Origin of the sequence: Dakarella massiliensis (assembly GCF_001182045.1) — a bacterium.
Lineage (GTDB): Bacteria > Pseudomonadota > Gammaproteobacteria > Burkholderiales > Burkholderiaceae_F > Mesosutterella > Mesosutterella massiliensis.
The window spans coordinates 76,934-101,232 of sequence record NZ_CVTY01000006.1 but is presented as its reverse complement, the minus strand read 5'-3'; the positions used below and the strand labels follow the sequence as shown (position 1 = coordinate 101,232).

The following is a 24,299-nucleotide window of genomic DNA, read 5'->3' as shown; positions in this document are numbered from 1 at the left end:
ACGCCCTGAATACGGGACTCCTGAGGTATTACCCGCTATTCATTTATCCCATAGGGAAGAAGGAAAGCGCTCTTTATGGGGTCAAAAAAAGGGGTGTCTCTAATATGAGACACCCCTTTCACGGTGGAGGGGCTGAAATGCTCCTCCCGCGGTTTTACTTCATCGGAGCCGGAGCGGGCTGCGGGCCGGCATCGGCTTCGGAGCCTTCTTCGCGTGACGCAGAGCCGCGCGGTGCGGGGCCTTCTTCAAGTGCTTCGGCTGAGCCTTCGGAGCGGGCGGCGCTTTCTGATCCATCTGAGGACCCGGCGCGGGCGGCTGGCCTTCAGGACCAGGGGCCGCGAAAGCGGAAGCGGGAAAAGCGAGAGCGGCTGCGATCGCGGCTGCGGCAAACGTCTTCTTCATCATGATGAGAACCCTTTATGTGTTAACGCCCTCCCGGGACTTAGCCTCGGGAGGGCGGGTGAAATCAGCGAACTGAATTCAGATGAATTACTTCATCGGCGCGGGAGCCGGAGCGGCTTCCGGAGCAGGAGCAGCCTTCGGAGCCTTGGGGGCATGCTTCTTCGCGTGCTTCACGGCCTTCTTCACAGCCTTGTGGTGAGCCTTCTTCACGGCCTTAGCCTTAGCCTTCGGAGCAGCCTTGGCAGCAGGAGCGGGAGCCTTCTCGGTCGCCTGGGTGCCGGCGGGCTGGGAAGCAGCGGGGACCGGGGCGGCGAAAGAGGAAGCAGAGAACGCGAGAGCAGCGGCGAGAGCCACAGCAGCAAAAGTCTTCTTCATGATTTTTCGAGAAGCTCCAAAAAGGAATTTCCTATTCCCATCCCTGGTTTCAGCAGGGCTCGGGAGCCAGGCGTCTTGATGACTCACATCAGCGTTTCTGGATGGAGTGAAATATAAGCGCCGCCGTGAAAAAAAAGCTTGGGAGAAACACTCTCCCCCCACTGGGAGTTACACCCAAGGGTTTTCGCCTGACGCCTTTATTCATGGGGGTTTACACCAGATATGGCTGTACCCTGAAAGGCCGGGAAAACGGGTTTGTTATATCTGAATCCGGGATTTTTTGTATACGGGAAAAAATAGGGCGGGTGTGATACCGGGGTGAGTGGTATGTCGTAGTTCTCTAAAAGATTCTGCTTAAGACATACCGCCAGCTATAGATAATTCACCATAGCCTATATATGGGTAACTCGAGAAAAAGCCCCGTTTTCAATTGAAAAGACACCTTTTATAGACGCATTATTTTCAAACACGCACTTCAAAAGAACCCCGTGCACCGCACAGGTAAAAGAATGTGCCCCAAGCTTTCTCACATAAAAAAAGAAAATCTTTAGGGAGACTCCAGTCATGCCTCAAATGACTTTGGAAGAAGCGCGGAAAGATGCCGCCCAGCACGGACTGTACACACCGCAGGCAGAGCACGACGCCTGCGGCGTCGGTTTCGTCGCGAATATCAAGGGCCGTGTCTCTCATAAGGTGATTGAGGACGCGCTCCTCATCCTGCATAACCTGGATCACCGCGGCGCGGTCGGGGCTGACCCCCTCTGCGGCGACGGTGCCGGTATTCTGATTCAGATCCCCGATAGCTACTACCGAAAGGAACTCGCGAAGCAGGGCATCTCGCTCCCGCCTCCGGGGGACTACGGTGTCGGCATGATCTTCCTCCCGCAGGAGCCCGCGAGCCGCGCGGCGTGCGAGGCGGAGCTTGAGCGTGTCGTGAAGGCGGAGGGCCAGGTCGTTCTCGGCTGGCGCGATGTCCCGGTCGACCACCATATGAAGATGAGTGACACCGTGCGGGCAGCCGCCCCGGTGATCCGCCAGATCTTCATCGGCCGCGGCCCGGACGTGATGGTGCAGGATGCCCTGGAGCGGAAACTCTACGTCATCCGTAAGGAAGCCTCGCACCGAATCAAGGCGCTGAACCTGAAGCACGGGAACGAATACTTCGTCCCCTCGATGAGCACCCGCACCGTGGTCTATAAGGGTCTCCTCCTCGCGGATCAGGTCGGTAAGTATTACCTCGACCTCCAGGCCCCCGAGGCCACCTCCGCGATCGCGGTGGTGCATCAGCGATTCTCCACGAACACCTTCCCCGCCTGGGCGCTCGCCCACCCCTACCGCTATATCGCCCACAACGGCGAAATCAACACGGAGAAGGGGAATACAACTGGATCCGGGCGCGAGAGGCGACCTGGGAGTCTCCGGTGCTGGGGGACGACGTGAAGAAACTCGCCCCGCTGATCTACGAAGGTCAGAGCGACACGGCGAGCCTCGATAACGCCCTCGAAGTCCTCGTGATGAGCGGCTACTCGCTCGCGCAGTCCATGATGATGCTGGTCCCCGAAGCCTGGGAAAAGGCCCGTACGATGGACGCCGACCGACAGGCGTTCTACGCCTACAACGCCCCGATGATGGAAGCCTGGGACGGCCCCGCCGCGATCGTCTTCACGGACGGCGTGCAGATCGGCGCGACGCTTGACCGTAACGGTCTCCGCCCGGCGCGTTATGTCGAAACGGATGACGACACCGTCATTCTCGCGTCCGAAATGGGCGTGCTCCTGATCCCGGAAGGCCGCATCCGCCGCAAGTGGCGTGTGGAGCCGGGGAAGATGCTGCTGATCGACACCGTTCAGGGCCGCATCATTCCGGATACCGAAATCAAGAACCAGGTCTCTCTCGCAAAGCCCTACCGCGAGTGGGTGGAGCACCTGAATCTCCGTCTTTCTGACCTCCAGAGCCCGGACGTGAACCCCGTGCCGTTCGCGGTGTCCTCCGGCCGCCTCTTCGAACTCCAGAAGGCGTTCGGGATGACGCAGGAAGATATCGATGTCATCCTCGGTCCGATGATGGAGAAGGCGATGGAGCCGATCGGCTCCATGGGGAACGACGTCTCGCTTCCGGTTCTGTCAAAGAAAGATAGGCCTTTCTTCAATTACTTTAAGCAGCTCTTCGCTCAGGTGACGAATCCTCCGATCGACCCGATCCGTGAGGAGCTCGTGACGAGCCTCATTTCCTTTATCGGTCCGAAGCCGAATCTCCTTGACGTGAATAACGTCAATCCGCCCCGGCGTCTGGAAGTGATGCAGCCGATCCTCACTGAACGCGATATGGCGAAGCTGCACCACATCGCGGCGTTTACGGACGGCAAGTTCCGGAGCCGTGAACTCGATATCACGTACCCCGTGAACTGGGGGAGCGAGGGTGTTGAGGCCCAGATTGCGTCCTTGTGCGCTCAAGCCGTGGATGCCGTGAAGGGCGGCTACAACATCCTGATCATCACGGACCGCGCCGTGTCGCGCGACCGTGTGGCGATTCCGGTGCTCCTCGCGACCTCCGCCCTGCACCAGCACCTCATCTCTGAAGGCGTCCGTACTGACGTCGGCCTCGTTGTTGAGTCCGGTTCCGTGATCGAGACGCAGCACTTCGCGCTCCTCATGGGTTACGGCGCGGAAGCGGTGTGCCCGTATATCGCCCTCGCGACCCTCCGCTCGCTCGCCCCGAAGCGCGGCCTCACTGAAGAAACCGCTGTTGCGAACTACGTGAAGGCGATCGGCAAGGGCCTCACGAAGGTGATGGCGAAGATGGGTATTTCGACCCTGATGAGCTACCGCGGCGCGAGGATCTTTGAGGCGATTGGCCTCAAGACCGACTTCGTGAAGCGTTACTTCTGGGGCACGCCCACCCGTGTCGAAGGTATCGGGCTCTTCGAAGTCATGCAGGAAGCCGTGAACCGCCACCGTGCGGCCTACGGCATCAATCCCTCGATGCAGGGTGAGCTCCCGACCGGCGGCGAATACGCCTGGCGCGCCGACGGCGAAGAGCATATGTGGACCCCTGAAGCGATCGTGAAGCTGCAGCGATCCACGCGCGACAACAGCTTCAAGACGTATCAGGAATACGCGAAGATCATCAACGATCAGTCGAAGCGTCAGATGACGCTCCGCGGCCTCCTGAAGTTCAAGACCGCCGGGGCGACCCCGGTGCCGCTGGAAGAAGTGGAACCGGCGGCCCAGATCGTGCGCCGCTTCGCCGCGGGCGCGATGTCGATCGGCGCGATTTCGGTTGAAGCCCACGCGACGCTCGCTGTCGCCATGAACCGTATCGGCGGCAAGTCGAACACCGGTGAAGGCGGTGAGGATCCGCGGCGTTACGAAGAAGAAATGCGCCTCGGTCACTCCCCCGTGAAGGATGGCGACACGCTCGCGTCCGTGATCGGGTCGGACCGCGTGATGGCTGAGGTGAAGCTTAAGAAGGGCGACAGCCTCCGCTCGAAGATCAAGCAGGTCGCCTCCGGCCGTTTCGGCGTCACGGAAGGCTACCTCGCGTCCGCCGATCAGATCCAGATCAAGATGGCGCAGGGCGCGAAGCCGGGTGAAGGCGGTCAGCTCCCGGGGCACAAGGTGTCCCCGTACATCGCGGAACTCCGTTACTCGGTTCGGGGTGTCGGCCTTATTTCGCCGCCTCCGCACCACGATATTTACTCGATCGAGGATCTCGCGCAGCTGATCCACGATCTGAAGTGCGCGAATGACCACGCGGACATCTCGGTGAAGCTCGTCTCTGAAACCGGTGTCGGCACCGTGGCGGCTGGTGTCGCCAAGGCAAAGGCCGACCACATCGTGATCTCGGGTCACGATGGTGGTACCGGCGCGAGCCCGGTGTCGTCAGTGAAGCACACCGGCAGCGCCTGGGAGCTCGGTCTCTCTGAGACCCAGCAGACCCTCGTGCTTAACCACCTCCGTGACCGCGTGACGGTCCAGGTGGACGGCCAGATCAAGACGGGCCGCGACGTGGTGATCGGCGCGATGCTCGGTGCCGATGAGTTCGGTTTCGCGACGGCTCCGCTCGTCGTTGAAGGCTGCCTCATGATGCGTCAGTGCCACCTGAACACGTGCCCGGTCGGCATCGCGACTCAGGATCCGGAACTCCGTAAGCGTTTCCACGGGAACCCCGGTCATGTCGTGAACTACCTCTTCTTCGTCGCTGAGGAAGTCCGCCAGATTATGGCGAGCCTCGGGATCCGGAAGTTTGAGGACCTGATTGGCCTCTCGGACCTCCTCGAACAGGAAGCGGACGTCAACAACTGGAAGGCGGACGGGATTGATCTTTCCCGCGTCCTCTATCAGCCGAAGGCGGATTCGATGGAACGCAGCCACCACACGGCTCAGAACCATCACCTCGAGAAGTCGCTTGACACGAAGCTCCTCCCCGAACTGAAGCTCGCGCTCGAGAAGGGCGTCCGGACCGAAGTGAAGACTCAGATCCGAAATATTGACCGTACGGCAGGCACCATGATCGCGCACGCTGTGGTCGAGAAGTTTGGTTCGAAGGGCTTGCCGGACGACACCATCCATATCGAGCTCGCGGGTCACGCGGGACAGTCGTTTGGCGCGTTCGCCGTGAACGGCATGACGCTCGACCTCGCGGGTGACGCGAATGACTATGTCGGCAAGGGCTTGTCTGGCGGTGTGATCATCATCCGGGCTCCGGGCGAGTTCCACGGCGACCGGACCCACAACATCATTGCCGGGAACACGACGCTCTACGGCGCGACAAGCGGCGAAGCGTATTTCAACGGTGTCGTCGGTGAACGATTCGCCGTGCGTCTCTCGGGCGCTTCCGCGGTGGTTGAAGGTACCGGTGACCACGGCTGCGAATACATGACGGGCGGCACCGCGGTGGTGCTTGGGAAGACCGGGCGCAACTTTGCCTCCGGTATGTCTGGCGGTGTCGCTTATGTGCTTGACACGGACGGCGACTTTGAAAGCCACTGCAACACCTCGATGGTCGCGCTCGAACGGGTTGAAGGGTCGGATGATCAGCGCAGGACTTCTGACCCCGAGTCCTGGCACCTGGGACGGACGGATGAAGAGATCCTCAAGGGCCTCATCCAGAAGCACGCGGACTACACCGGTTCCGCGCTCGCGCAGCATCTCCTCACGCACTGGGAGAGCTCCCGCACGCGGTTCGTGAAGGTGTTCCCGCTCCAGTACCGGGCGGCTCTGCAGGCGAAGGCCGAAAAGGCGAAGGCTGCTCACGCGGCGGTGAAGTAAAGAGAAAACGTGATGACAACCGAAAAGAAACTTCACCGCATTGAGTTTCACCATGAATCCGTGGAAGAACGCGTGAAGCACTTCCATGAGTTCAAGACCCCGCTCACCGCGGAAGAGATCCATGAGCAGGCGCTTCGCTGTCTCCACTGCGGGACACCGTACTGTTCCTCTTCCTGCCCGCTCCACAACCGCCCCGTGGACTGGAACCGTCTGGTCCGCGAGGGGAAGTGGCGTGATGCCTGGGAGTGACTGTACGCGACGAATAACTTCCCTGAGGTCACGAGCCGCATCTGCCCGTGCCTCTGCGAGGCGGGCTGCACGCAGTACCTGATCGAGGACTCCGCGGTCGGCATTCAGACGATTGAGCGTTCCATCATCGACCGCGCCTGGAAGTCCGGCTGGGTGAAGCCGGAAGTCCCGCTCATCCGCACCGGTAAGAAGGTCGCGGTGATCGGCTCCGGCCCCTCAGGGCTCGCCTGCGCGCAGCAGCTCGCGCGTGAAGGTCACCTCGTCACGGTCTTTGAGAAGAATGACCGCGCGGGCGGTCTCATGGCGCTCGGCATTCCGGATTTCAAGCTCGAGAAGCCGCTGATTGACAGGCGTCTGGAGCAAATGAAGGCGGAAGGTGTCACCTTTGAGCTCGGCACCGCGGTCGGTACCGATAAGTTTGACGAAGGCGTTCACTCCTTCGCGAAGAAAGTAATCCCCGCGGAAGACGTGATCCGTGACTACGACGCCGTGGTTCTCGCGCTCGGCTCCGAGGCTCCCCGTGACCTCAAGGTCCCGGGCCGCGACGCGAAGGGCGTGAATTTCGCGCTTGACCCCCTGATCGGCCAGAACCGCGAGGATTCAGGCGCGGTGAAGAAGGCTCCGATCTCGGCAAAGGGCTGCGATGTCGCTATCATCGGCGGCGGCGACACGGGAAGCGACTGCGTCGGCACGGTCCGCCGTCAGGGGGCCGGCAAGGTCTACCTGATTGACGTCGGTTCCGAACCTCCGGAGCACGAAAACAAGGCGGAAACCTGGCCCAACTGGCCCCGCAAGATGCGTATTTCCACGTCGCATGAGGAAGGCTGCGAAAAGCTTTTCCAGGTGTCGACGAAGGAAATCGTGAAGGATAAGAAGGGCGAAGTGACCGCGATCCGCTGCGTGAAGGTGAAGGTTGACCGCGGTCCGGATGGCCGGCTCCGCTTCCAGGACATTCCGGGGACTGAGTTTGAGATCCCGGTCCAGCGTGTGTACCTCGCGTTGGGGTTCCTGCACCCGTCCTCCACCGTGCTCGACGCCTTTGGGGTTGAAAAGGACACCCGCGGAAACGCGAAGACCGATCGCCCGTACTTCACGAGCCGCGAAAAGGTCTTTGCCTGCGGTGACGCGCGCCGCGGTCAGTCTCTCATCGTGACCGCGACGAGCGACGGCCGTCAGTGCGCCGCGGCGGTGGACGCTTGGCTCATGGGCCGCACGGCGCTCACAGTGTTCGCGAAGTAACAGCAGCTCCGGTTTAGAGGAGAGAGAAGAGGGGCGGTGCCGGAAACGGTGCCGTCCCTTTTTTCAACTCAGAAACGCGACCCCCTTCACGTGCCTTAAAAAGGATCGCCGTGCTGACTTCATAGCCTGACATCCTCGATCGGGAACCCAAAGTGCCGGTACCAGTACTTCCAGGAATCGACGAGGTGGGTATAGAAGGACTTTCGGATCACGGACATCAGTTCCCGGAGCAGCCGGTCATCCGCGTTCCGTCTCAGCACACAGATGTGATTATCCCAGGGCTTTCGGTGCCAGCCGGGGAGCACCGGAACGAAGATGCCGGAGGCGAGCTCAGTGGGCACCAGCGCGCAGTCGATATCAAGCGCGATCCCGCGGCTCATCGCGAGCGCGGTGCGCCGCGTGGCGCCGTCCCCATAAATCACATGCTTCATGTCGCCGATATAAAAGGCGCTGTCGCCCTTATAGAGATATTCCGGGCGATCTGTATGAATGTCTGAGCGGCTCTGCATGATGAGTGTGTGGCGCTTCAGATCTTCCGGCGTCTCAGGGGTTCCGTGAAGCTCGAGATAGTGAGAGGTCGCGAGAATCAGCGGCACGTTTTTCTTAAGCGAGAGCGCGAGCAGATCACTCTCTTCCGGGCGGTAGGAGAGGATCGCGAGATCCACCTCTCCGACCCTCAGCCACTCCATTCCAGCGCCTGACACAAATTCCACCCGGAGCCCGTCATGCTTCTCCGCGAACCGCGCGACCGGATCAAGAAAGGAGCTGCGGCTCATATTGGACGGGACACTCACCCGGATCACGCGTCCTGAAACCGGCGTCCTTTTCCGATCCCGGGTGAGCGAGAGAATGCTGCGCTCTGCCTTCACGATCCGCCGGGCGTAAGGGAGGATCGCCGTGAGCGCCTTGGTCGGCACCGCGGGTTTCCGGCTTCGGTCAATCAGCGCGACACCGAGTTCTGTCTCCAGCTCCGAAATCAGGCGGGACGCGGCGGCCGGATCCAGCTCCATCGCGTCAGAGGCCGCTTTGAGGCTCCCCGCTTTCGCGTACGCGCAGACCAGTTTCCAGACGCCGATATTCTCAGACCGTTTCATATAAACGCGATTCAGTTCGTGATTAAGTTGATATTTTCATCAAGTTTAAATGGATCATTCCGCCTGTCAATTTTTTCGCCTTTTTCGCATCATGGTGACAGACCTCATAACGCAACCAAAGGAGAATAAAAATGAGGAAACTCTCAGCAGCCGTCTGCGTGCTCTCGGCCGCCGTGCTCTGTCAGACGGCGATCCAGGCGAAGGACATCGTTCCGCAGCCTTATAACAGTTCCAATTTCGAAAAGGTTTTTCCGCTTCAGTATCAGAGCTGGATCGCGTCGAAAAACGACTCGAAAACGGAGGATTACATCGCGAAGTATCCGTTCCTCGCGATTCTGCGCGCCGGAACGGGCGGCGATACCGGTCCCCGTCTTCTCGGTCTGAGAGGCCACTACTATGCCTGGGTTGATGTGGCGACGATTCCGGATTCCGGCATCCCCAACGGAAAAAAGAATGAGGCGACCACGGCCCGCTGCAATGTATGCCACAGCTCGATCGGACCTGAGGTGATCCGGAAAGAGGGTGAGCGTGAGCTGCAGTCGAATAACCTCTCTCACTTCGCCTACATGGGAGTCCATTCCGTCGGATGCATCAACTGCCATGACCCGGAAAGCATGAAGCTCAAGGTCTCGCATTCGTTCCTTGACAAGATGCTCACGAAGGCCGGAAAACCCACTTTTGAAAAGGCCGGCGCGGCGGAGCAGAAGAGCCTTGTCTGCGCGCAGTGCCACTACACGGGGTATACGGTGGAAGAGAAGTGGAAGGATAAGACCGGAAAGATCCGCACCGCGACCGTGGGTAAGACCGCCTGGAAGAATGGCTTCTCGCTTGCTGAGCAGGAAGCGTTCCTGAATGACGGAAAGAATTTCCCGGATGGGAAACCGTTTGCTGAACTGATCCACCCGATCTCGAAGACCCCGATCATCTGGAGCATTCATCCGGACTATGAGCTCTTCAAGACCGGTATCCACGGCAAGATGGGCCTTTCCTGCTCGAGCTGCCATATGCCGAAAGTGAAGGCGAAGGACGGCACGGTTTACACGAACCACAATATCGGGAATCCGATGAATACCTTCAAGGATTCCTGCGGCAGCTGCCACAGCGTGAAGGATGAAGCGAAGTATCAGGCGATCGTGAAGCAGATGAAGGACCGGGCGGAGGATCTCCGCTGGAAGTCCGGGACGCTGCTCGCGAAGGCGCACCTGGAAGCCGGCAAAGCCTGGGAGGTGGGGGCGACTGAGAAAGAAATGAAGCCCGTGCTTCAGAATATCCGCGCGTCCTACTGGCGCTTCAATTCGCTGAACCGCGGTGCCTACTTCCATAATCCTCAGGAAACGCTCGGGGAATTCGCGAACTCGATCCGCTACGCGGAAGAGGCCCGCGTCCAGCTGCGGAAGATCCTCGCGAAGCACGGTGCCGCGAACTACGTCGCGCCGAAATTCGACACCAAAGAGCAGGCAATGGCGCTCCTCAAGCTTCCGAACCGGGCTGCCGCGACCAAGGCCAAGTGCCGCTCGATCGAAGTGGACTCCGCCCGCTGGGTGGTCCCCTCGAAGAAGAACGGTACCTATGACAAGAATTACGTCGCGCCGGATGCCGTGGAAACCTGGTACACGCGTGAATGCCGTAAGCCGGTGAAGGGCTGACGGGAAAAGGTCAGAGAGACTCCAGGGGGTGATCTCTGAAGGGAGGGGCGGTGCCTGAAAACGGTGCCGCCCCTTTTTCTTACGATTAAGCCGAAGATAAAGACTTTCCCAGCCGCATTAAAAAACAAAGGATGCGTAAATCAATACACATCCTTTGTTTAATTGATCCGCATCTGGTTCAGAAAATCAGATGCCGCCTTTCGTAATGGAGACCCGTTTGTAGTCCGGCGTGCAGGTCTTCGAGACGCCGGTCACTTTCGACTGAATCGGGACCGAGATCCCTCGCGGAATCTCTATCGGGAAGGAAAGCGCACCGGGGTCTGAGACGCTGCCGCCGCAGGGGATCGAGACCTGGATCCGGGCCGGAGCGTCCGCGGCGTTGGATCCGAGCCCGGTGAGCGTGTAGTCATACGTTCCCTGCACCGCGCCGTCCGTTCTCGAGACTTTCAGGTCCTTCAGCTCAGTCCCAGGGCGGGAAAGCGTTCCGATATCCCCCTTAGCCTGGTTCCAGCCGAAGATATCACCGAGGTTGAAATTCACGCCGATTCCGCCGCCTCCGGAAGAGGATCCGCCGAAGCATCCGGCGTAGCCGCCCCCGAGCGTCACGCCGCCCATCTGGCAGGCGGTGAGCAGGGTGCCAAGTATCAGAGAAGCGAAGACCAGTCGGACGGGGCGTCTTTTCATGGCGGACCTCATTAAAAATAGGTGTTCTTCAGAAAAGCTTACGCCTGTTCTCCGAAATACAGTTCCTTGTGACGCGCTTTCCCGCGGATCACCTCAATCGTGACTTTCCAGGTGTCGATCGCGTTCTTCGCGTTCTCGTAATAGGCCTCGGTGTTTTCGGCTTCAGACGCGGTGATTTCCGTGAACTTCAGCATGATGCGCTTCTTCTCGTCCGGATCCGTCACCATCGAGAGGTGACCGTAAACGGAAGCTGACGCGTAATTCGTCGAAAACTCTTTCTGGGCGATTTCCTTCCGTCCGATAAAGAGGAGAGCGACTTTCGGATTCACCTTGAAGATCGCTTCTTTGCGGCCCGCGTTATGCGCGCAGTGGAAGTAGATCGCGCCTTCAATCAGAGCGGTGTTGACGGCGAAGACGTAAGGCGTTCCGTCGGTGTCCGCGACGCCGACCGACGCTTCATGCGTCCGGCGGACGATTTCATAGGCTTCTTCTTCCGAGAGCGCCCGGTCCACGCGGCGGATGGGGCAGTGGATGCTGGTCGCGCTATTCTGTTCTTCAGACATGGTGTTTTTTTCGCCTGTAAGTGAGAGAGATTGCGGATCATTTTACCCGGGTGAGGCTGTTCCTTACTCCCATTATTCGGGGAAATCATGTTTTTTATCATCGCCACTTTGAGGCGGTCAGAAGAGGAAAGCGAGATATGAATGAAGGACTGAAAGCGGCGGCGTTCGAGGCGATCCGGATTTTCGCGTCCGTCCTCGTTTTCTTTCTCTCCTGGCAGGGACTTGCGCTGCTCGCGGGTGACGCCAGTGCGGACGACGCGGTGACGTTCTTCATTGTCGGCGCGGTCTGCGGCGTTCTCACGTACCGGGAGTTCCCGGCGTATCTGAAAAACCTGATTGAGCGCATGAAAAAAGACGGCCGGTCGTAATCTCGATTCGCCGTCTCTGAAGAAGAACTGCTTTTCTCCGACAGAAAAAATCAGTTTCCGGTATTCGTTTTCTTCGCACCGGAATACTTTTTCGGGATCGGTTTCTTCATCCCGCGGCCCTGATTCTCGCGGGTCTGCACGCGGTACATGCCGGCAAGAAGCCCGAGTCCGAGTTTCCACTTCTCAAGCTGCTTCTTCTCAGACTCTTTCTCCGCGAGCTTCAGTTCAAAGTCCGCGAGCCCGCGCGCTTTATCGATCCGACGGAGATCCTCCGTAATCCGCTCGGGGCGGAGTGTCTTTAGCCGTTCGCCATTCAGAATCGCGGTGCCGCGCAGCAGCCGCATCTGTTCCGCCTGAAGGGATTCCGCGGTGCGCTCAGGAGCATGATGCTTTTCTTTCGGTTTCGCGGGAGCGGGGGCCGGAGGTGCTTTCTCTTCCGTCTTCCCGCCCTTCAAGAAATCAAAAAGTCCCATGCCGCGCCTCCCATTGAGTGATTAAACCGCGACCAAAAGCCAGCCGCCCCGCCATTCTAGCTAGAGAAGCGTGAGAACATTCCGGATCATCGAGATCCGTTCCTCAATCGTGTCGATCCGGAGGTATTCGTTCGGGGAATGAGCGCCGTCGCCAGCAGGGCCGCAGCCATCCACCGCCGGAATCCCGGCAGCCGCCATATAGGCGGCGTCTGACCCGCCGCCGGCGTCTACCCACTTGGCGTCAAACCCCGCCATTTTTGCGGCCTGGTTCACGAGACGGATCAGTTCTTCGGTTTTTTCCGTTTTCGGCATCGCCGGACGCCCGTGATCAATCGTGAGTTCAGCGGTGACCCCATCCACCCACGTGCGAGACACGAGTTCCCGGAGTTCACGGTCCAGCTTCTCAATCTGGGGATCCCTCAGGAACCGGGTGTCGAGATAGATCTCAGAGGCATCCGAAATCGCGTTCCGAATCGAGCCACCCTGCATGACGGTGGGGGAGACAGAGACTCCGTGCGCGAGGTCATTCAGTTTGTACGCTTCCAGCGTGAATTTCATGAGCGCGATATTCGCGTCTCGCCCTTCCTCCGGGTGGTTCCCGGCGTGAGAAGCTTTGCCGTGGAACTTCACGACGTACCCCCGGATTCCCTTCCGGGACTGGATGAGGGAGTCATCCGGGCGGCCTGGCTCACCGACAAGCGCCCGGTCGCACTGCGCGGCGAGACTGGAAAGCCACTCGTGCGAATAAACGGACCCTGACTCCTCATCCGGGTTGCAGGCGACCGCGATCGAGAGGCGGTTCGTCACGTCAGATGGCAGCGTCTTCAGGGCGTAGAAGAACGCGACAACCCCTCCCTTGCAGTCCATGCAGCCGGGAGCGTAAATCCGGTCTCCCTCAATCCGGAAGGGGCGCTTCGCCGCGGTCCCGTCCGGGAACACGGTGTCGAGGTGCGCGTTTAAGAGGATGTCGTAGTGATCCGCGTCCGGTTTATTCGTCGCGAAGAGTCCGGGACCGACAGCCGACCCGAGGTCGACAAATTTTGTCGCGAACCCGATCGAGTCGTAGTGCCGCTTCATGATCGAGGCCGCTCTCGCGACCCCTTCCGTATTCCGGCTTCCGGAGTCAAACGACGTGATTTCCTTGAGATCCCTGATGTAATCCTCGACGAGCGCCATACGCGGTTCCTTTCTGATGAATACAGCCGATAAGGAGTTATAGCCGGGAAAGAACAGTCTGTGGCATTCGGATGGGGAAAGTCAGAAGTTTGGTACCCCCGCCGGTTTGGACAGATCGTTTCTCACGGTATACTGATAGGACGGTTGGATTCCAACAACCGACACGCAGTACAACACGATAAAACTCAAGAATTTCAACTCTTCACCGAACCGGGAGAACCACTCGATGACTGACACGAAAGAAGACCTTGCCCGACGCGAAGCCCCGTGCTTCATTTATGAGAAAGAGGAAATTGTCCGCCGCTGCGGGCTTCTCAAAGCCGCGCTCCCGGATGTCCAGTTTCTTTACTCCGTAAAAGCGAATCCCTTTGACCCGGTGGTCCGGACGATCGCGGGGGAGGGATTCGGAAGCGACGCGGCGTCGTCTGACGAAGTGCAGAAATCGATCCGAGCCGGCGTGCCGCTCGATCGGATCTTCTACTCCGCTCCGGGGAAGACAGACTTCGATATCCGGTCGTCTCTCGGGTTCTGCGTCTTTATCGCGGACAGCATCGGGGAGGTCGGCCGGATCGCGGCGATCGCGGATAAGGCGGGTGTCCGCCAGAAAATCGGGATCCGCGTGAATCCGGCGTTTGGGATTGGGGGAGCGGCCCCGGCTCCCTCCAAATTCGGGATCGATGAGGAGCAGCTCCCGCGGCTCTTCCAGATCGTCCGGAATCTGAAGAGCGTGGAAATGACGGGGATTCACGTTCACCTGAAGTCTCAGATGCTCGACGCCGAACTGATCGCGGACTACCACCGGAAGTGCTTTGATCTCGCGGAACGGATCGCGAAGGACTACGGGATCACGGTCGAATTCGTGAACTTCGGAAGCGGCATCGGAACGGTCTATAACGACGACGCGGAGAAGCCGGTGGATCTCACGGTTCTCTCGAAATCCTTTGCCGGGATCGCCGCGAAAAACCGCGAGACACTTAAAGCCGCCCTCTATATCGAAACCGGGCGCTTTCCCACCTGCCGCGCGGGGACGTATTACGCGCGAGTCGTCGACAAGAAAACGTCCCGCGGTGTCACGTACCTCGTGGTCACAAGCGGCCTGAATGGCTTCATCCGCCCGGGATTCGCCGCGATGGCGGAGCGGATTGCGGCGAACGGCGCTGCCTCGGGGCTTGAGCCCTTCTACACCACAAAGAACGAATTCCGGATTGAGGTGCTCCCCGCTCACCCCGCGGGAACCACTGAAACCGTGACGGTCGCGGGAAACCTCTGCACGGCGGTTGACGTGATCGCGGAAGGGATTACGCTCCCGACGCTAGAGGTCGGTGACCTCGTCGCGGTCACAAACGCCGGCGCGTACGCGGCGACGCTTTCGCCTACGCGGTTCTCGAGCCACCCCGCGCCGCAGGAATTCCTCTGGGAAGGGAAGTAAAGATCAGGGGGATGCTTCCCCCGCCCGCGGAAACAAAAACCGCCGCCCGAGGTTCACCCTCCGGCGGCGATGGTTTTTTAAGAGAATGCTTTTTTCTCAGCGGTTCACGATCATCCGTTCAAACCACCCTTCGGGGTTGCGCTTAAACGTGGAGCAGGGCGGGGCGAACGCGATCGCCGCGACCCGCGGGTCCTTTTTGAAAACGAGGTCGAGGAGACACGCTTCAAACTCCTCTACGCCCCAGAAGTCGTCCGGCGCGGTCCCAGCTGAGGAGAACCGCCATCCGGAGTCCCAGGATCCGGCGGGAGCCTCGCGGAAGCAGAAAATAATCTTGGATTTCCCCGAGAGTACAGAGGCGGACGCGAGACACCCCTGCCCCCGGTGAAGGCTCGAAAACGGTCTTTCTGTGCTTTTTGCCATAAGTGTTGTTGCCGTTCCGTCAGTAAATTAGGGCTTCGCGCGGCAGGATCGGAGAGTTTCCGTGTCAGACGAACCCCATTCCGTAATCTCATCACATTCACTATTTTTCGTCAATCCTTTAAACAACTTAGACAAATTTCTTCAAAGTTGTTCATTTTCATTTAATTGACATATCGATAAACGTAGATATAATGTTCGCCATGGATACCGTCGATATTTTCAAAGCGCTCGCGAACGACACGAGGCTCGCGATTCTCATGTGGCTGAAGGAGCCGGAAAAGTATTTTCCGCCCCAGGGGATTCATATTCCTGAGGGTGACTCCTTTGATCACAGCGTCTGCGTCGGGGCGATCTGCGACAAAGCGGCGATTTCGCAGTCCACCGTGTCGCATTATCTCGACATGCTGCAGCGGGCGGGATTGCTTGAATCGCGCCGCTACGGGAAGTGGACGTACTACCGGCGGAATGAGGAAAACATCCGGAAACTCGCGGACTACATCGCGACCCGGATCTGATCCCCGGACAAAGAGAGGCTGGAGCGAAGCTTCCGGCCTTTTTTAAGCTACTTTTATATCGATATTTATCGATATATCTATTTAATAACAACAGAGGCAAATACCAAATGCATTTCAGCGGACCGATTGTGAGACCGCAGACTGACGCGGACAGTCTCTTTATTGAGGTGACGGTGGGCTGCACGCATAACAGCTGCCGGTTCTGTAATTTCTACGAGGGCGTCCCCTTCCGGATGGCGAAACTTGAGGATATCGAGTCGGACCTGCAAGAGGCGAAACAGTATCTCCCGACCGTCCGGAAGATCTGGGCAAACGGCGGGAACCCGTTTGTGATGTCAACGGAAAAGCAGATCCGGGTGTGGGAACTCATTAAGCGCTACTACCCGGAAGCCCGACTCTCCACCTACGCGATCATCACGGATTTCAGAAACAAAACCGTGGACGATATCCGGCGGATCAAGGCAAGCGGCCTTGATGACCTCGTGATCGGAATCGAGAGCGGGGATGATGAGGTGCTCGAAGCGGTCGATAAGGGATATAAGTCGGATGAAATCATCGAGGCCTGCCGGAAACTCGATGAAGCGGGGCTTGACTACCGCATGATTTACCTCGGCGGTCTCGCCGGCGCGGGGAAGCTTGAAGCGAGCGCGAAGAAGAGCGCTGCAATCATCAATCAGATCCACCCGTACTACATGTACCTCACCACGGTTTCCGTGCTTCCTGGGACGCCGCTCTACCGCGACATGATGGAGGGGAAGTTCAAGGAGGCGACCGAGAAAGAGCGCATTAAGGAAATGCGGGAGCTGATCGCGGACGTCAATATCCCGATCACCGTGAATTCAGAGAACGCCGCGAGCAGCGTGAACTTCACGGTGGATCTGCCGACTGAAAAACCGCTGATCCTAAACGAGCTCGATAAGTTCCTTGCGAATTTCTCGGACGACGCGGAAAAAGCGATGAGCCGCCGCCGTCACTACATGCGGTCAGTCTGACAGCCGGAACAACTAGGCAGTGAGGAAAGGGGACGCTTCTGGATAAAACGGGGCGTCCCTCTTTCGTTCTCTTACACCGTGTACCGGCGAAGCAGCGTGTCGAGATCAGACATTTCTTTCAGCTGCGACTCAGCGGCAGCGGCTTCCGCCTCGGTTCTGCCGTTTGAGAGAAAGAGACGCGTGACTGAAATAGGTTCCGGCTGACGAGCGGGCTTCCGCCATTCGGGCGGCAGCCTGGACTCCGGGGCTTTCAGGACGCGCTCCAGAATCTCGGTTTCCGCTTCAGAAAGCAGATCAAAAACGGATTCGGTGCCATCCCGGTCCGGCGCGGCTTTATTGCGAAGAGAAATCACAGCTCCGTCCCGCCTGAGGAGTGCATCCTCAAGGGATGAATCGCGGCCTTCGAGCCATCGGGACATCGTTTCAAGCCCTGGGCCTTCAGGGAACGCCATTAACCGGTCGCCGGTCAGCGGCATCCCGTTAGTCAGCAGCGAAGCCCGCTCCGCCTGATAGAGAAGGCGCGAGACACGGCCGGCGTCGAGTTCACCGCCCGCTTTCCATAGGAGGAATCCGGCGGCGTGGAAAGCCTTTTCTGGATTAATCATCGCGAGGAGGAGAGAAGAGAGAGTGAGAGTGGCTCTATTTTCTCTCAGAGCGCGGTGGCAATGCTTCTGTCAGGCCTTCTTCGGGGCAGCCGCTTTTGCTTCTGTCACCGCCGCTTCGGCGTCTTTTGCCGGTGCCACGGTCGGACGGAACGGAAAACTGCCGTCCCGGATCGACTGCCGCACAAACATGCTGACCGCGGTGTTGAGGGTCAGCCCCATTTCAGAAAAAAGCGCGTCCGCTTCAGCTTTGACCTTAGGGTCGAGCCAGAAAGTCACATTGACAGGCTGATTCGGCATGGTGAAAAACTCCGTGTATCGGAATTGCGCCGATATAACGCAAAACCCTTGTTATCGTTAATTTAAATGTGCGGCGAATTATAAGTGCGGTCTACGACTTTGGAAGGGCTTTTTGATCAGTAAAGATACCTAGCTCACGGAATTCCCCAATCAGGGTCACAATGGAATTCTGATCTACAGAAAGGATGGAGACGTCATCATGAAAATCGGCGTCATCGGAATCGGAAATATCGGCGGGACACTCGCGAGGAAGTTCGCGGCGTCCGGCCACACGGTGCGGGTCGCGAATTCCCGCGGAGCGGACGCGGTGAAGGACTTTGCCGCGTCGATCGGGGCGATCCCGACGGATGTCTTTGGCGCTGCGGCCGATGTCGACGCCGTGATTCTCGCGATCCCGCTGCCCGCGATCGCGAAGCTCCCTGTGGATCTCTTCACCAGTCTCCCCGCCGCGGTCCCGGTGATTGATACAGGCAATTACTACCCGGATCTTCGGGACCCCCATATTGAGGAAATTGATGAGGGGATGCCGGAGAGTGTCTGGGTAACGGAAACGCTCCATCACCCGGTGATCAAGGCCTTTAATAATGTGCTCGCCGATACGCTTGCGACGCGCGGCCGGCTCCCGGGCGACCCGAATCGTCTCGCCGCCGCGGTGGCGGGCGACAACGACACCGCGAAACGCACGGCGATGAAGCTTGTGTCAGAAGCCGGCTTTGATCCGGTGGATGACGGGCTCCTTGAAGACTCCTGGCGTCAGCAGCCGGGGACACCGGCCTACTGCTGCGACTGGAAGGCGGATGAAATGAAGGCGGCGCTTGCCCGCGCGGTTCCAGGACGGGCACCTCTCGTACGGGATTCGCTCTACAGCCGCTTCGCGGGGCTCGGGCCGAACCCGACGCACGAGGCCGTGATCCGGATGAACCGCGGCGTGCATGAGGAACCGTTTGCGCCATAAGGTGACCAGACTCCCCCGAACGGCGGGTGCGGAGAGACAAAAGCGCCTCCTATAATGGATCGCGTTCGGTCCTAACCTGAGTCCTATTTTCCACACTGATGCGCTGGCTCCAATATCTCGCGCTGCCCCTCATTCTCTTCGCCCTCTGGGCGGGACTGTCCTATACGGGACGGGTGCCGGCGATTCTGCTTCCGACACCGGGCGCGGTGTGGGATTCCTTTGTGAGTCTCACGGTTTCGGGGGACCTCCTGTATCACACGCTCGCGTCAGGCTTCCGGTCGCTCGCAGGGTTCGCGATCGCGGCAGCGCTCGGGCTCGCGCTCGGGCTCCTGAACGCCCGGTCCCGGGTGTCGACGCGGGTTTCCTACCTGCTTCTCGAGGCGGTCCGCGTGACCCCGCCGCTCTCCCTCATTCCGCTTCTGATCCTCTGGCTCGGGATCGATGAAGCGCCGAAGATCGCGATTGTGTTTCTCGCGAGCTTCTTCCCGATCTACATGAATGTCGTGACCGCCGTGAAGGCGGTAGATCCGAAGTTAGAGGAAGCGGCGAAGCTCCTTCGATTCACGAAGTCCGAGCGCCTTCACTACCTCACGCTTCCGTCGTCCCTCCCCGGGATTCTCACGGGGCTCCGGCTCGGGTTTGGCTACAGCTGGCGGGCGCTTGTCACCGCCGAACTCATCGCCGCGAGTTCGGGTCTCGGTTTCCTGATCAGCGATTCCGCCGAGTTCGCGAAGACGGATACCGTCTTTGTCGGCATCATCACGATCGCCGTGGTGGGCGTGATCGCGGACCGGGTGCTTTATGCCGCGTTTGAGGCGGTGGGACGCCGGGTCGGGAGGGCCGTCTGATGTGGACGATTGAAGTGGATCACGTGAACAAAGCCTTCGCGTCGGACCGGGGCCGCGTCGTAACGGCGGATGGTCTCACGTTTACCGCGGCGGCGGGGGAAATCACTGCTGTGATCGGTGAAAGCGGCTGCGGAAAGACCACGCTCCTTCGGATGATCGCGGGGCTCGAGACGCCGGACTCGGGTTCTATCCGGTTCACGAACCCCGGGAAACCCGATACCCCGCCCCGGATCTCGGTCGTCTTTCAGGAGCCGCGGCTCTTCCCCTGGATGACCGTGCGGGAAAACGTGTCGCTCGCGGTGCGGGAGCTGCCGGACGCGGAAAAATGGCGTCGGACGGATGAGGCGCTCAAGGCTGTGCGGCTCAGTGACGCCGCGGACGCCTTCCCGAAGGAACTTTCGGGCGGCATGGCGCAGCGGGCTGGGTTCGCCCGCGCGATCGCGCAGTCGCCCGACATCCTGCTGCTCGATGAAGCCTTTGGGGCACTCGACGCGCTCACCCGCACCGTGCTCTATCAGGAGTTCCAGGCGCTGCAGCGCGAGCGCCGGATGACGGTGCTTCTGATCACGCATGATGTGCTCGAAGCCGTGATGCTCTCCCGCACCATCATGAGGCTTCGGGGCGGCGTGATCGATGAATCTTTTGCGGTGCCGTTCCCTTCCCCGAGGTCACTCGCCACCCCGGGAGCTGGTGAGCTCTCTCACCGGATCTACGGAACGTTTTTTACGGGCGAAAAAGAAGATATTAAATAGCAGTTCGGATAAACCGGGCCCTTCAAAGATTAGAAGGTCCGTTGTTTCAAAGAGGAGCTAAGACACTATGAATTTCATCAAAGCGGCGGCGATCGCGATTTCAGCTGTCATTGCCTGCGGCGCGGCCGAAGCGAAGATGCCGAAAGAAGTGAATATCGTCTACGTGAAGGCGCCGTTCAATCTCCAGAACATGGTGATCAAGGATCAGAAGCTCCTTGAAAAGGCGTTCGCGAAGGATGGCGTGAAGGTGAACTGGAAGACGATCACATCCGGTGCCCAGCAGAGCCAGGCGATGGCGGCGGGGTCGGTCGACGTTTCAGCCGTGATGAACACCGCGTCGCTCCTTCTCGCGAACGGCGCGGGGAACCCGGTCCAGATCGCGACCGGTGTCGCGCACCCCTCGGAAAACTTCGCGATCGTCGTGAAGTCAGGCTCCATTAAATCGATTAAGGACCTGAAGGGGAGGCGGGTCGCGGGACCGCGCGGCACCGTCCTTCAGCAGCTGCTGCTCGCTGCGCTCGCGAAGAACGGGATGAAGGCGACAGACGCCCAGTTCATCTCCATGGGGATTCCGGAGTCGCTCGCCGCGGTGACGTCAGGGCGCGTTGACGCGGCGTTGCTTGCCGCGAGTGCCGTGGTGAAGGCGGAGGAATCCGGCTGCCGGGTGCTCACGACGGCGAAAGGCCTTGTTGATGTGAACCTCGTGATGACCGCCCGTAAGGGGTTCGCGGATGAATCTCCTGAAGCGCTCGCGACGATCGTGAAGGTGAACCGCGAGTCTCTCAAGTGGATCAAGAGCCACTGGAAAGAAGCGATCGCGATCGGCGCGAAAGAGCAGGGGATCAGCGTGAGCCAGGCGGAGACGCTCGCCCGCCGTTCTCACTATTACGACGTTCTCACGCAGACCGATATCAAGGGCCTTGAAGCCGATCAGAAGTTCCTCGTGGAATCCCGTCTGATGGCGCATCCCGTGAACGTAAAGTCTCTGATCCTTCCGGGCGCGATGAAGTAACACGCGTAACTAAGGGTTTTTGAGATCCAGATTTACGAGCCTTCCGGGGGTTTTCCCTCCGGAAGGTTTTTTATTGCCGGCGGATAATCCATTTCTCAAGGTTTCGAACGCATCCCGCTATCGGTTTTTGATCAGGATTTTCCCATTATGAAGCGACGCGCATTTCTTATTTCCGCCGCAGCGACACTGGCCGGTTTATCCGTGCCCGTGTTTTCGACTGTGCTCGGAAAGTGCTCGCTTCGCGGGGCGTTTCCGGATCGCGAGCTGACAGTCGATACGACAGAGGGCCCGGTGGTTGGGTCCCAGGCCGCTGGTCGGCGCGCCGAAGCCTATATCGGGATTCCGTACGCGAAGACGCCGGTCGGGGCAAAGCGCTGGAAAGCGCCTGAAGCGCCCGCGGCGCGCGACCGGGTGCTCTTCCTCGGGAACCGCGCCCCCAAGGGAACCTCGGGAACACCGCTCACGCTCTCCATCTGGCGGCCTGAGGGGAGCGCTTCAAACCTCCCCGTGGTGTTTACGCTTGAGGACGGGAAGTACGACGGTGACGCGGATCATGCGTCGATCGACGGCGCGTCGCTTTCCGCGGCATTAAACGCCGTGGTCGTCGTCGCCCGCACGCGCCCCGGGCTCTTTGGCTTTGTGTCGCTTCCCGCGCTGCGGCACGGGACAAAGCTCGAGAATTCCGGGAACTTCGCGCTCCTCGATGCCCGAAAGGCGCTCCTCTGGGTGAAAAAGAACATCGCGAAATTCGGCGGGAGCGCGTCTTCCGTGACCCTTGTCGGGACGTCCGGCGCGGGCCGCGACGTGATGGCGGTGATCGGGAGCCCGGTCTTTTCCGGCCTCTTCAGCCGCGCGATCGTGATTTCCGGGGGCGGCGCGTTAACGAAGCCCGATCCGGCGGCGAGAATCGACGCGGATAGCCTTGCCCGCCTCGCGTTTGAAGACCGCAAGGCCGGCACCGTGGGGCTCGCGGCCAAGTGGATTGGGGCAGACAGCGCTGAAGTCCGCCGCTGGCTATCCACTCTTGAAACCTCCCGGATTCTTAATCTCACGCGCGGCGCTCCGATCCGTGACACCGCGTACCCGAGACTCTTCGCGGATGGCGCGTTCCTTCCCGCGTCTGGCCTCGATCGAGCCGGTCCCCCGGACCCGAAAGCGTCGCGTGACTTCCCGGTGCTGCTGCTATCCGGGGCGTCCGAAGCGAACGCTCTGGTGTCCCGCGACCCGTACTTCGCGGCCGCGGTGAAGGATTCGAGCCTCCTCACGAACCCCGCCTCTCAAGCTGAATTCTCGTTCGCGTCCCGCTACGGAAACAGCCTGATGCTCTGGGCGAACACCGCTGAAGCCGCGGACCGCGCGTATCGCTTCGGGAACCATCAGGTGTTCGCCGGGATCTTCCGCTGGGGAGATGATGAGGCGGTGGTGGGGGCGACCGCGAAGACGCTCCACGGATCAGCGTCAGACGTCCCGTCCGCCTTTATCTTCGGTCCCTCGAAAAATTTTGGCGCCCGCTATGGCGGCGCGGTCCGGACCGCCGGAGGTCAGGAGCTCCTCTCGATCACCCGCTCCTACGTGAAGAACTTCATCCGCACAGGAAACCCGAACGGCGAAAACCTCGTTACCTGGGCTCCGTGGGGCGAAACCGGAAACGCGCTCGTGCTCGATGCCGACCGAACGAAAGCGTGGGCGGATACCGAGCCCTCGCGTGTCGATCTCGCGTCCACTTTCCGTCAGATGGATGACGATCAGACTGTGACGCCGGACGCGAAGGCGAAGCTCATCTGGGATGTGCTCTCCGGCTACGCCTGGAGTCAGCCGCTCGAAGCGAAATTCGGCGTCCCGAATGATCTTTTCGCGGGCACGGTGCCGAAAACCGATATCCCGGCGTCTGAAGACGACGCGGCATAAGAGTCCGAGCGTCAGAGAAGTTCAAATGAAAGGGGTATCCAGCGCGGACGCCCCTTTTTCCATTCTGGGTTTGAAGCGGGGGAGGATCGGACCCGGTCCCCAGAAAACAGGAACCGCCTGACTCTCAGGGCGGTTAAACCCAGAAAACCAGGCGGTTGGGACACAGCCGACTGCACACAAGAAAGCCGACTGCTCAGGATCTATTCTAGCGGGTGAGCCGAGCGTTTTGGGGCGGCTCACGCCTTTACGGACGGGGCTTCAGACAATTTTCGCTTCACGCCATCGTCTTTTCTTCCGCGACGCAGGGTTCCGGTGCCTTCGGCATCGGCCAGAGTTTCAGGAACTGCTTCGCGAAAAGCCCGACGCAGAGCGCCGAGACAAAGGTCCCCTCACGGACCCCGATAATGCCGCCCGTGAAGAGGAGAGCGACGATGCACGCGATGATCACAAGCGACCAGTCGTTCACCACTTTCATGGTCCCAAAGGGGTGACGGAAGAAAACAGACTCCGCGAGCACAATGCCTTCGCCCGGCTGCACGATCGTGCGCGAATGAATCTGCATCACGATCCCAAGCGCGAGCACGGCGTTCCCGAGGAAACTCACGATGAACCGCGGGATGTAGCCTGTGGGCATCACGGCCGCGGCCGGTGTCATCGTGAAATCGATAAACGCGCTGAACACAAAGACCACCGGCACCTGAAAGCACATGAAGGCGTGGAAGACGCCCCGTTTCTTCAGGAGCAGCCACTCAATCACAAAGAACATGACATTCACGATAAAGGTCGTGGTGCCGAAGGTGAGTCCCGTGAGCCCGGTGATGGTGTAGGGGAGGGAGCTGATGGGAGTGGTCCCGAGATGCGTCTGCGTAATCAAAGAAATGCCGGACGCGGCGACAAACATGCCGAGCGCGAGAAGCGCCCAGCGCTTCCCGTAATCAATTAACTTTTCTGAATTCAACCTCTTTCTCCGAATCGCCCGCGCGGGTTCCAGCAGGACGACCGCGCGGACCTGACCATTCTAAGAGGA

At 59.6% G+C, this 24,299-nt stretch carries 21 protein-coding genes and 2 pseudogenes; 12 read left to right on the top strand and 11 right to left on the bottom strand.

Annotation, left to right across the window (positions count from 1 at the left end):
* Positions 1-159 precede the first annotated feature (159 nt).
* Together BN1936_RS04335 and BN1936_RS04330 are read right to left on the bottom strand one after the other, a co-directional pair.
* Positions 160-405: a hypothetical protein gene (locus BN1936_RS04335; protein ID WP_049686737.1), complete on the bottom strand. Its 246-nt coding sequence runs from the start codon at positions 403-405 to the stop codon at positions 160-162.
* Positions 406-489: 84 nt separating this feature from the next.
* Positions 490-777: a hypothetical protein gene (locus BN1936_RS04330; protein ID WP_049686736.1), complete on the bottom strand. Its 288-nt coding sequence runs from the start codon at positions 775-777 to the stop codon at positions 490-492.
* A gap of 573 nt (positions 778-1,350) precedes the next feature.
* Between BN1936_RS04330 and BN1936_RS04325 the strand changes: the two are divergent.
* Positions 1,351-6,047, top strand: a pseudogene (locus tag BN1936_RS04325) (glutamate synthase-related protein).
* 12 nt (positions 6,048-6,059) lie between these two features.
* Positions 6,060-7,535, top strand: a pseudogene (locus BN1936_RS04320) (glutamate synthase subunit beta).
* 119 nt (positions 7,536-7,654) lie between these two features.
* Here the strand turns inward: BN1936_RS04320 and BN1936_RS04315 are convergent.
* On the bottom strand, positions 7,655-8,629 hold the full coding sequence (locus tag BN1936_RS04315) for a LysR family transcriptional regulator (RefSeq protein WP_049686735.1): 975 nt from the start codon (positions 8,627-8,629) through the stop codon (positions 7,655-7,657).
* A gap of 131 nt (positions 8,630-8,760) precedes the next feature.
* Here BN1936_RS04315 and BN1936_RS04310 point away from each other — a divergent pair, with 131 nt between their 5' ends.
* Entirely contained in the window at positions 8,761-10,275 is a 1,515-nt protein-coding gene (locus tag BN1936_RS04310; RefSeq protein WP_049686734.1) for an ammonia-forming cytochrome c nitrite reductase subunit c552, read from the top strand.
* A 186-nt stretch (positions 10,276-10,461) separates the two neighbouring features.
* Here BN1936_RS04310 and BN1936_RS04305 read toward each other — a convergent pair whose 3' ends face one another.
* Complete coding sequence (locus BN1936_RS04305) at positions 10,462-10,959, bottom strand: hypothetical protein (RefSeq protein WP_049686733.1); 498 nt, start codon at positions 10,957-10,959, stop codon at positions 10,462-10,464.
* Between the two features lie 38 nt (positions 10,960-10,997).
* The gene (locus BN1936_RS04300) at positions 10,998-11,522 is read right to left on the bottom strand and encodes a pyridoxamine 5'-phosphate oxidase family protein (protein ID WP_022443634.1); all 525 of its coding nucleotides are present in this window, start codon (positions 11,520-11,522) and stop codon (positions 10,998-11,000) included.
* A gap of 137 nt (positions 11,523-11,659) precedes the next feature.
* Between BN1936_RS04300 and BN1936_RS04295 the strand changes: the two genes are divergently transcribed.
* Positions 11,660-11,890, top strand: a complete 231-nt coding sequence (locus tag BN1936_RS04295) for a hypothetical protein (RefSeq protein WP_022443633.1) — start codon at positions 11,660-11,662, stop codon at positions 11,888-11,890.
* Positions 11,891-11,940: 50 nt separating this feature from the next.
* On the opposite strand, the gene BN1936_RS04290 is transcribed toward BN1936_RS04295, so the two are convergent.
* Both BN1936_RS04290 and BN1936_RS04285 read right to left on the bottom strand, forming a co-directional pair.
* Positions 11,941-12,363, bottom strand: a complete 423-nt coding sequence (locus BN1936_RS04290) for a hypothetical protein (RefSeq protein ID WP_022443632.1) — start codon at positions 12,361-12,363, stop codon at positions 11,941-11,943.
* Between the two features lie 60 nt (positions 12,364-12,423).
* The gene (locus BN1936_RS04285) at positions 12,424-13,539 is read right to left on the bottom strand and encodes a M20 family metallopeptidase (protein WP_022443631.1); all 1,116 of its coding nucleotides are present in this window, start codon (positions 13,537-13,539) and stop codon (positions 12,424-12,426) included.
* 226 nt (positions 13,540-13,765) lie between these two features.
* On the opposite strand from BN1936_RS04285, the gene BN1936_RS04280 reads away from it, so the two are divergent.
* Positions 13,766-14,968 carry a type III PLP-dependent enzyme domain-containing protein gene (locus BN1936_RS04280; RefSeq protein ID WP_049686732.1) on the top strand — a complete coding sequence of 401 codons (1,203 nt, stop codon included), beginning with the start codon at positions 13,766-13,768 and terminating at the stop codon, positions 14,966-14,968.
* Between the two features lie 96 nt (positions 14,969-15,064).
* Here the strand turns inward: BN1936_RS04280 and BN1936_RS04275 are convergent, their stop codons facing one another.
* Positions 15,065-15,388, bottom strand: a complete 324-nt coding sequence (locus BN1936_RS04275; RefSeq protein WP_022443628.1) for an immunity protein Imm33 domain-containing protein — start codon at positions 15,386-15,388, stop codon at positions 15,065-15,067.
* Between the two features lie 200 nt (positions 15,389-15,588).
* Here BN1936_RS04275 and BN1936_RS04270 point away from each other — a divergent pair, with 200 nt between their 5' ends.
* Positions 15,589-15,903: an ArsR/SmtB family transcription factor gene (locus BN1936_RS04270; protein WP_049686935.1), complete on the top strand. Its 315-nt coding sequence runs from the start codon at positions 15,589-15,591 to the stop codon at positions 15,901-15,903.
* A gap of 107 nt (positions 15,904-16,010) precedes the next feature.
* Positions 16,011-16,895, top strand: a complete 885-nt coding sequence (locus BN1936_RS04265; protein ID WP_022443626.1) for a radical SAM protein — start codon at positions 16,011-16,013, stop codon at positions 16,893-16,895.
* 71 nt (positions 16,896-16,966) lie between these two features.
* Here the strand turns inward: BN1936_RS04265 and BN1936_RS04260 are convergent, their stop codons facing one another.
* Positions 16,967-17,500: a type II toxin-antitoxin system antitoxin SocA domain-containing protein gene (locus BN1936_RS04260; protein ID WP_022443625.1), complete on the bottom strand. Its 534-nt coding sequence runs from the start codon at positions 17,498-17,500 to the stop codon at positions 16,967-16,969.
* 69 nt (positions 17,501-17,569) lie between these two features.
* Positions 17,570-17,797, bottom strand: coding sequence for a type II toxin-antitoxin system RelB/DinJ family antitoxin (locus tag BN1936_RS04255; RefSeq protein WP_022443624.1), 228 nt, complete (start codon positions 17,795-17,797; stop codon positions 17,570-17,572).
* Between the two features lie 199 nt (positions 17,798-17,996).
* Between BN1936_RS04255 and BN1936_RS04250 the strand changes: the two genes are divergently transcribed.
* The 5 genes from BN1936_RS04250 (at position 17,997) to BN1936_RS04230 (ending at position 23,272) form a co-directional block, all read left to right on the top strand.
* The gene (locus tag BN1936_RS04250; protein WP_022443623.1) at positions 17,997-18,752 is read left to right on the top strand and encodes an NADPH-dependent F420 reductase; all 756 of its coding nucleotides are present in this window, start codon (positions 17,997-17,999) and stop codon (positions 18,750-18,752) included.
* 98 nt (positions 18,753-18,850) lie between these two features.
* Positions 18,851-19,600 (top strand): ABC transporter permease, encoded by a 750-nt coding sequence (locus BN1936_RS04245; protein WP_022443622.1) that lies wholly within the window; start codon positions 18,851-18,853, stop codon positions 19,598-19,600.
* Positions 19,600-20,352: an ABC transporter ATP-binding protein gene (locus tag BN1936_RS04240; RefSeq protein ID WP_053101810.1), complete on the top strand. Its 753-nt coding sequence runs from the start codon at positions 19,600-19,602 to the stop codon at positions 20,350-20,352. Before BN1936_RS04245 ends, BN1936_RS04240 begins: the two co-directional genes overlap by 1 nt.
* A gap of 67 nt (positions 20,353-20,419) precedes the next feature.
* Positions 20,420-21,364 carry an ABC transporter substrate-binding protein gene (locus tag BN1936_RS04235; protein ID WP_053101808.1) on the top strand — a complete coding sequence of 315 codons (945 nt, stop codon included), beginning with the start codon at positions 20,420-20,422 and terminating at the stop codon, positions 21,362-21,364.
* Positions 21,365-21,511: 147 nt separating this feature from the next.
* Complete coding sequence (locus BN1936_RS04230; protein WP_049686731.1) at positions 21,512-23,272, top strand: carboxylesterase family protein; 1,761 nt, start codon at positions 21,512-21,514, stop codon at positions 23,270-23,272.
* Positions 23,273-23,546: 274 nt separating this feature from the next.
* On the opposite strand, the gene BN1936_RS04225 is transcribed toward BN1936_RS04230, so the two are convergent.
* Positions 23,547-24,230 (bottom strand): YczE/YyaS/YitT family protein, encoded by a 684-nt coding sequence (locus tag BN1936_RS04225; protein ID WP_053101806.1) that lies wholly within the window; start codon positions 24,228-24,230, stop codon positions 23,547-23,549.
* Positions 24,231-24,299: the final 69 nt, after the last annotated feature.

Bases quoted from the DNA above. Each gene is read 5' to 3' on its own strand.
- BN1936_RS04335 (WP_049686737.1), bottom strand. From the start codon at position 405: ATGATGAAGAAGACGTTTGCCGCAGCCGCGATCGCAGCCGCTCTCGCT.
- BN1936_RS04330 (WP_049686736.1), bottom strand. From the start codon at position 777: ATGAAGAAGACTTTTGCTGCTGTGGCTCTCGCCGCTGCTCTCGCGTTC.
- BN1936_RS04315 (WP_049686735.1), bottom strand. From the start codon at position 8,629: ATGAAACGGTCTGAGAATATCGGCGTCTGGAAACTGGTCTGCGCGTAC.
- BN1936_RS04310 (WP_049686734.1), top strand. From the start codon at position 8,761: ATGAGGAAACTCTCAGCAGCCGTCTGCGTGCTCTCGGCCGCCGTGCTC.
- BN1936_RS04305 (WP_049686733.1), bottom strand. From the start codon at position 10,959: ATGAAAAGACGCCCCGTCCGACTGGTCTTCGCTTCTCTGATACTTGGC.
- BN1936_RS04300 (WP_022443634.1), bottom strand. From the start codon at position 11,522: ATGTCTGAAGAACAGAATAGCGCGACCAGCATCCACTGCCCCATCCGC.
- BN1936_RS04295 (WP_022443633.1), top strand. From the start codon at position 11,660: ATGAATGAAGGACTGAAAGCGGCGGCGTTCGAGGCGATCCGGATTTTC.
- BN1936_RS04290 (WP_022443632.1), bottom strand. From the start codon at position 12,363: ATGGGACTTTTTGATTTCTTGAAGGGCGGGAAGACGGAAGAGAAAGCA.
- BN1936_RS04285 (WP_022443631.1), bottom strand. From the start codon at position 13,539: ATGGCGCTCGTCGAGGATTACATCAGGGATCTCAAGGAAATCACGTCG.
- BN1936_RS04280 (WP_049686732.1), top strand. From the start codon at position 13,766: ATGACTGACACGAAAGAAGACCTTGCCCGACGCGAAGCCCCGTGCTTC.
- BN1936_RS04275 (WP_022443628.1), bottom strand. From the start codon at position 15,388: ATGGCAAAAAGCACAGAAAGACCGTTTTCGAGCCTTCACCGGGGGCAG.
- BN1936_RS04270 (WP_049686935.1), top strand. From the start codon at position 15,589: ATGGATACCGTCGATATTTTCAAAGCGCTCGCGAACGACACGAGGCTC.
- BN1936_RS04265 (WP_022443626.1), top strand. From the start codon at position 16,011: ATGCATTTCAGCGGACCGATTGTGAGACCGCAGACTGACGCGGACAGT.
- BN1936_RS04260 (WP_022443625.1), bottom strand. From the start codon at position 17,500: ATGATTAATCCAGAAAAGGCTTTCCACGCCGCCGGATTCCTCCTATGG.
- BN1936_RS04255 (WP_022443624.1), bottom strand. From the start codon at position 17,797: ATGCCGAATCAGCCTGTCAATGTGACTTTCTGGCTCGACCCTAAGGTC.
- BN1936_RS04250 (WP_022443623.1), top strand. From the start codon at position 17,997: ATGAAAATCGGCGTCATCGGAATCGGAAATATCGGCGGGACACTCGCG.
- BN1936_RS04245 (WP_022443622.1), top strand. From the start codon at position 18,851: ATGCGCTGGCTCCAATATCTCGCGCTGCCCCTCATTCTCTTCGCCCTC.
- BN1936_RS04240 (WP_053101810.1), top strand. From the start codon at position 19,600: ATGTGGACGATTGAAGTGGATCACGTGAACAAAGCCTTCGCGTCGGAC.
- BN1936_RS04235 (WP_053101808.1), top strand. From the start codon at position 20,420: ATGAATTTCATCAAAGCGGCGGCGATCGCGATTTCAGCTGTCATTGCC.
- BN1936_RS04230 (WP_049686731.1), top strand. From the start codon at position 21,512: ATGAAGCGACGCGCATTTCTTATTTCCGCCGCAGCGACACTGGCCGGT.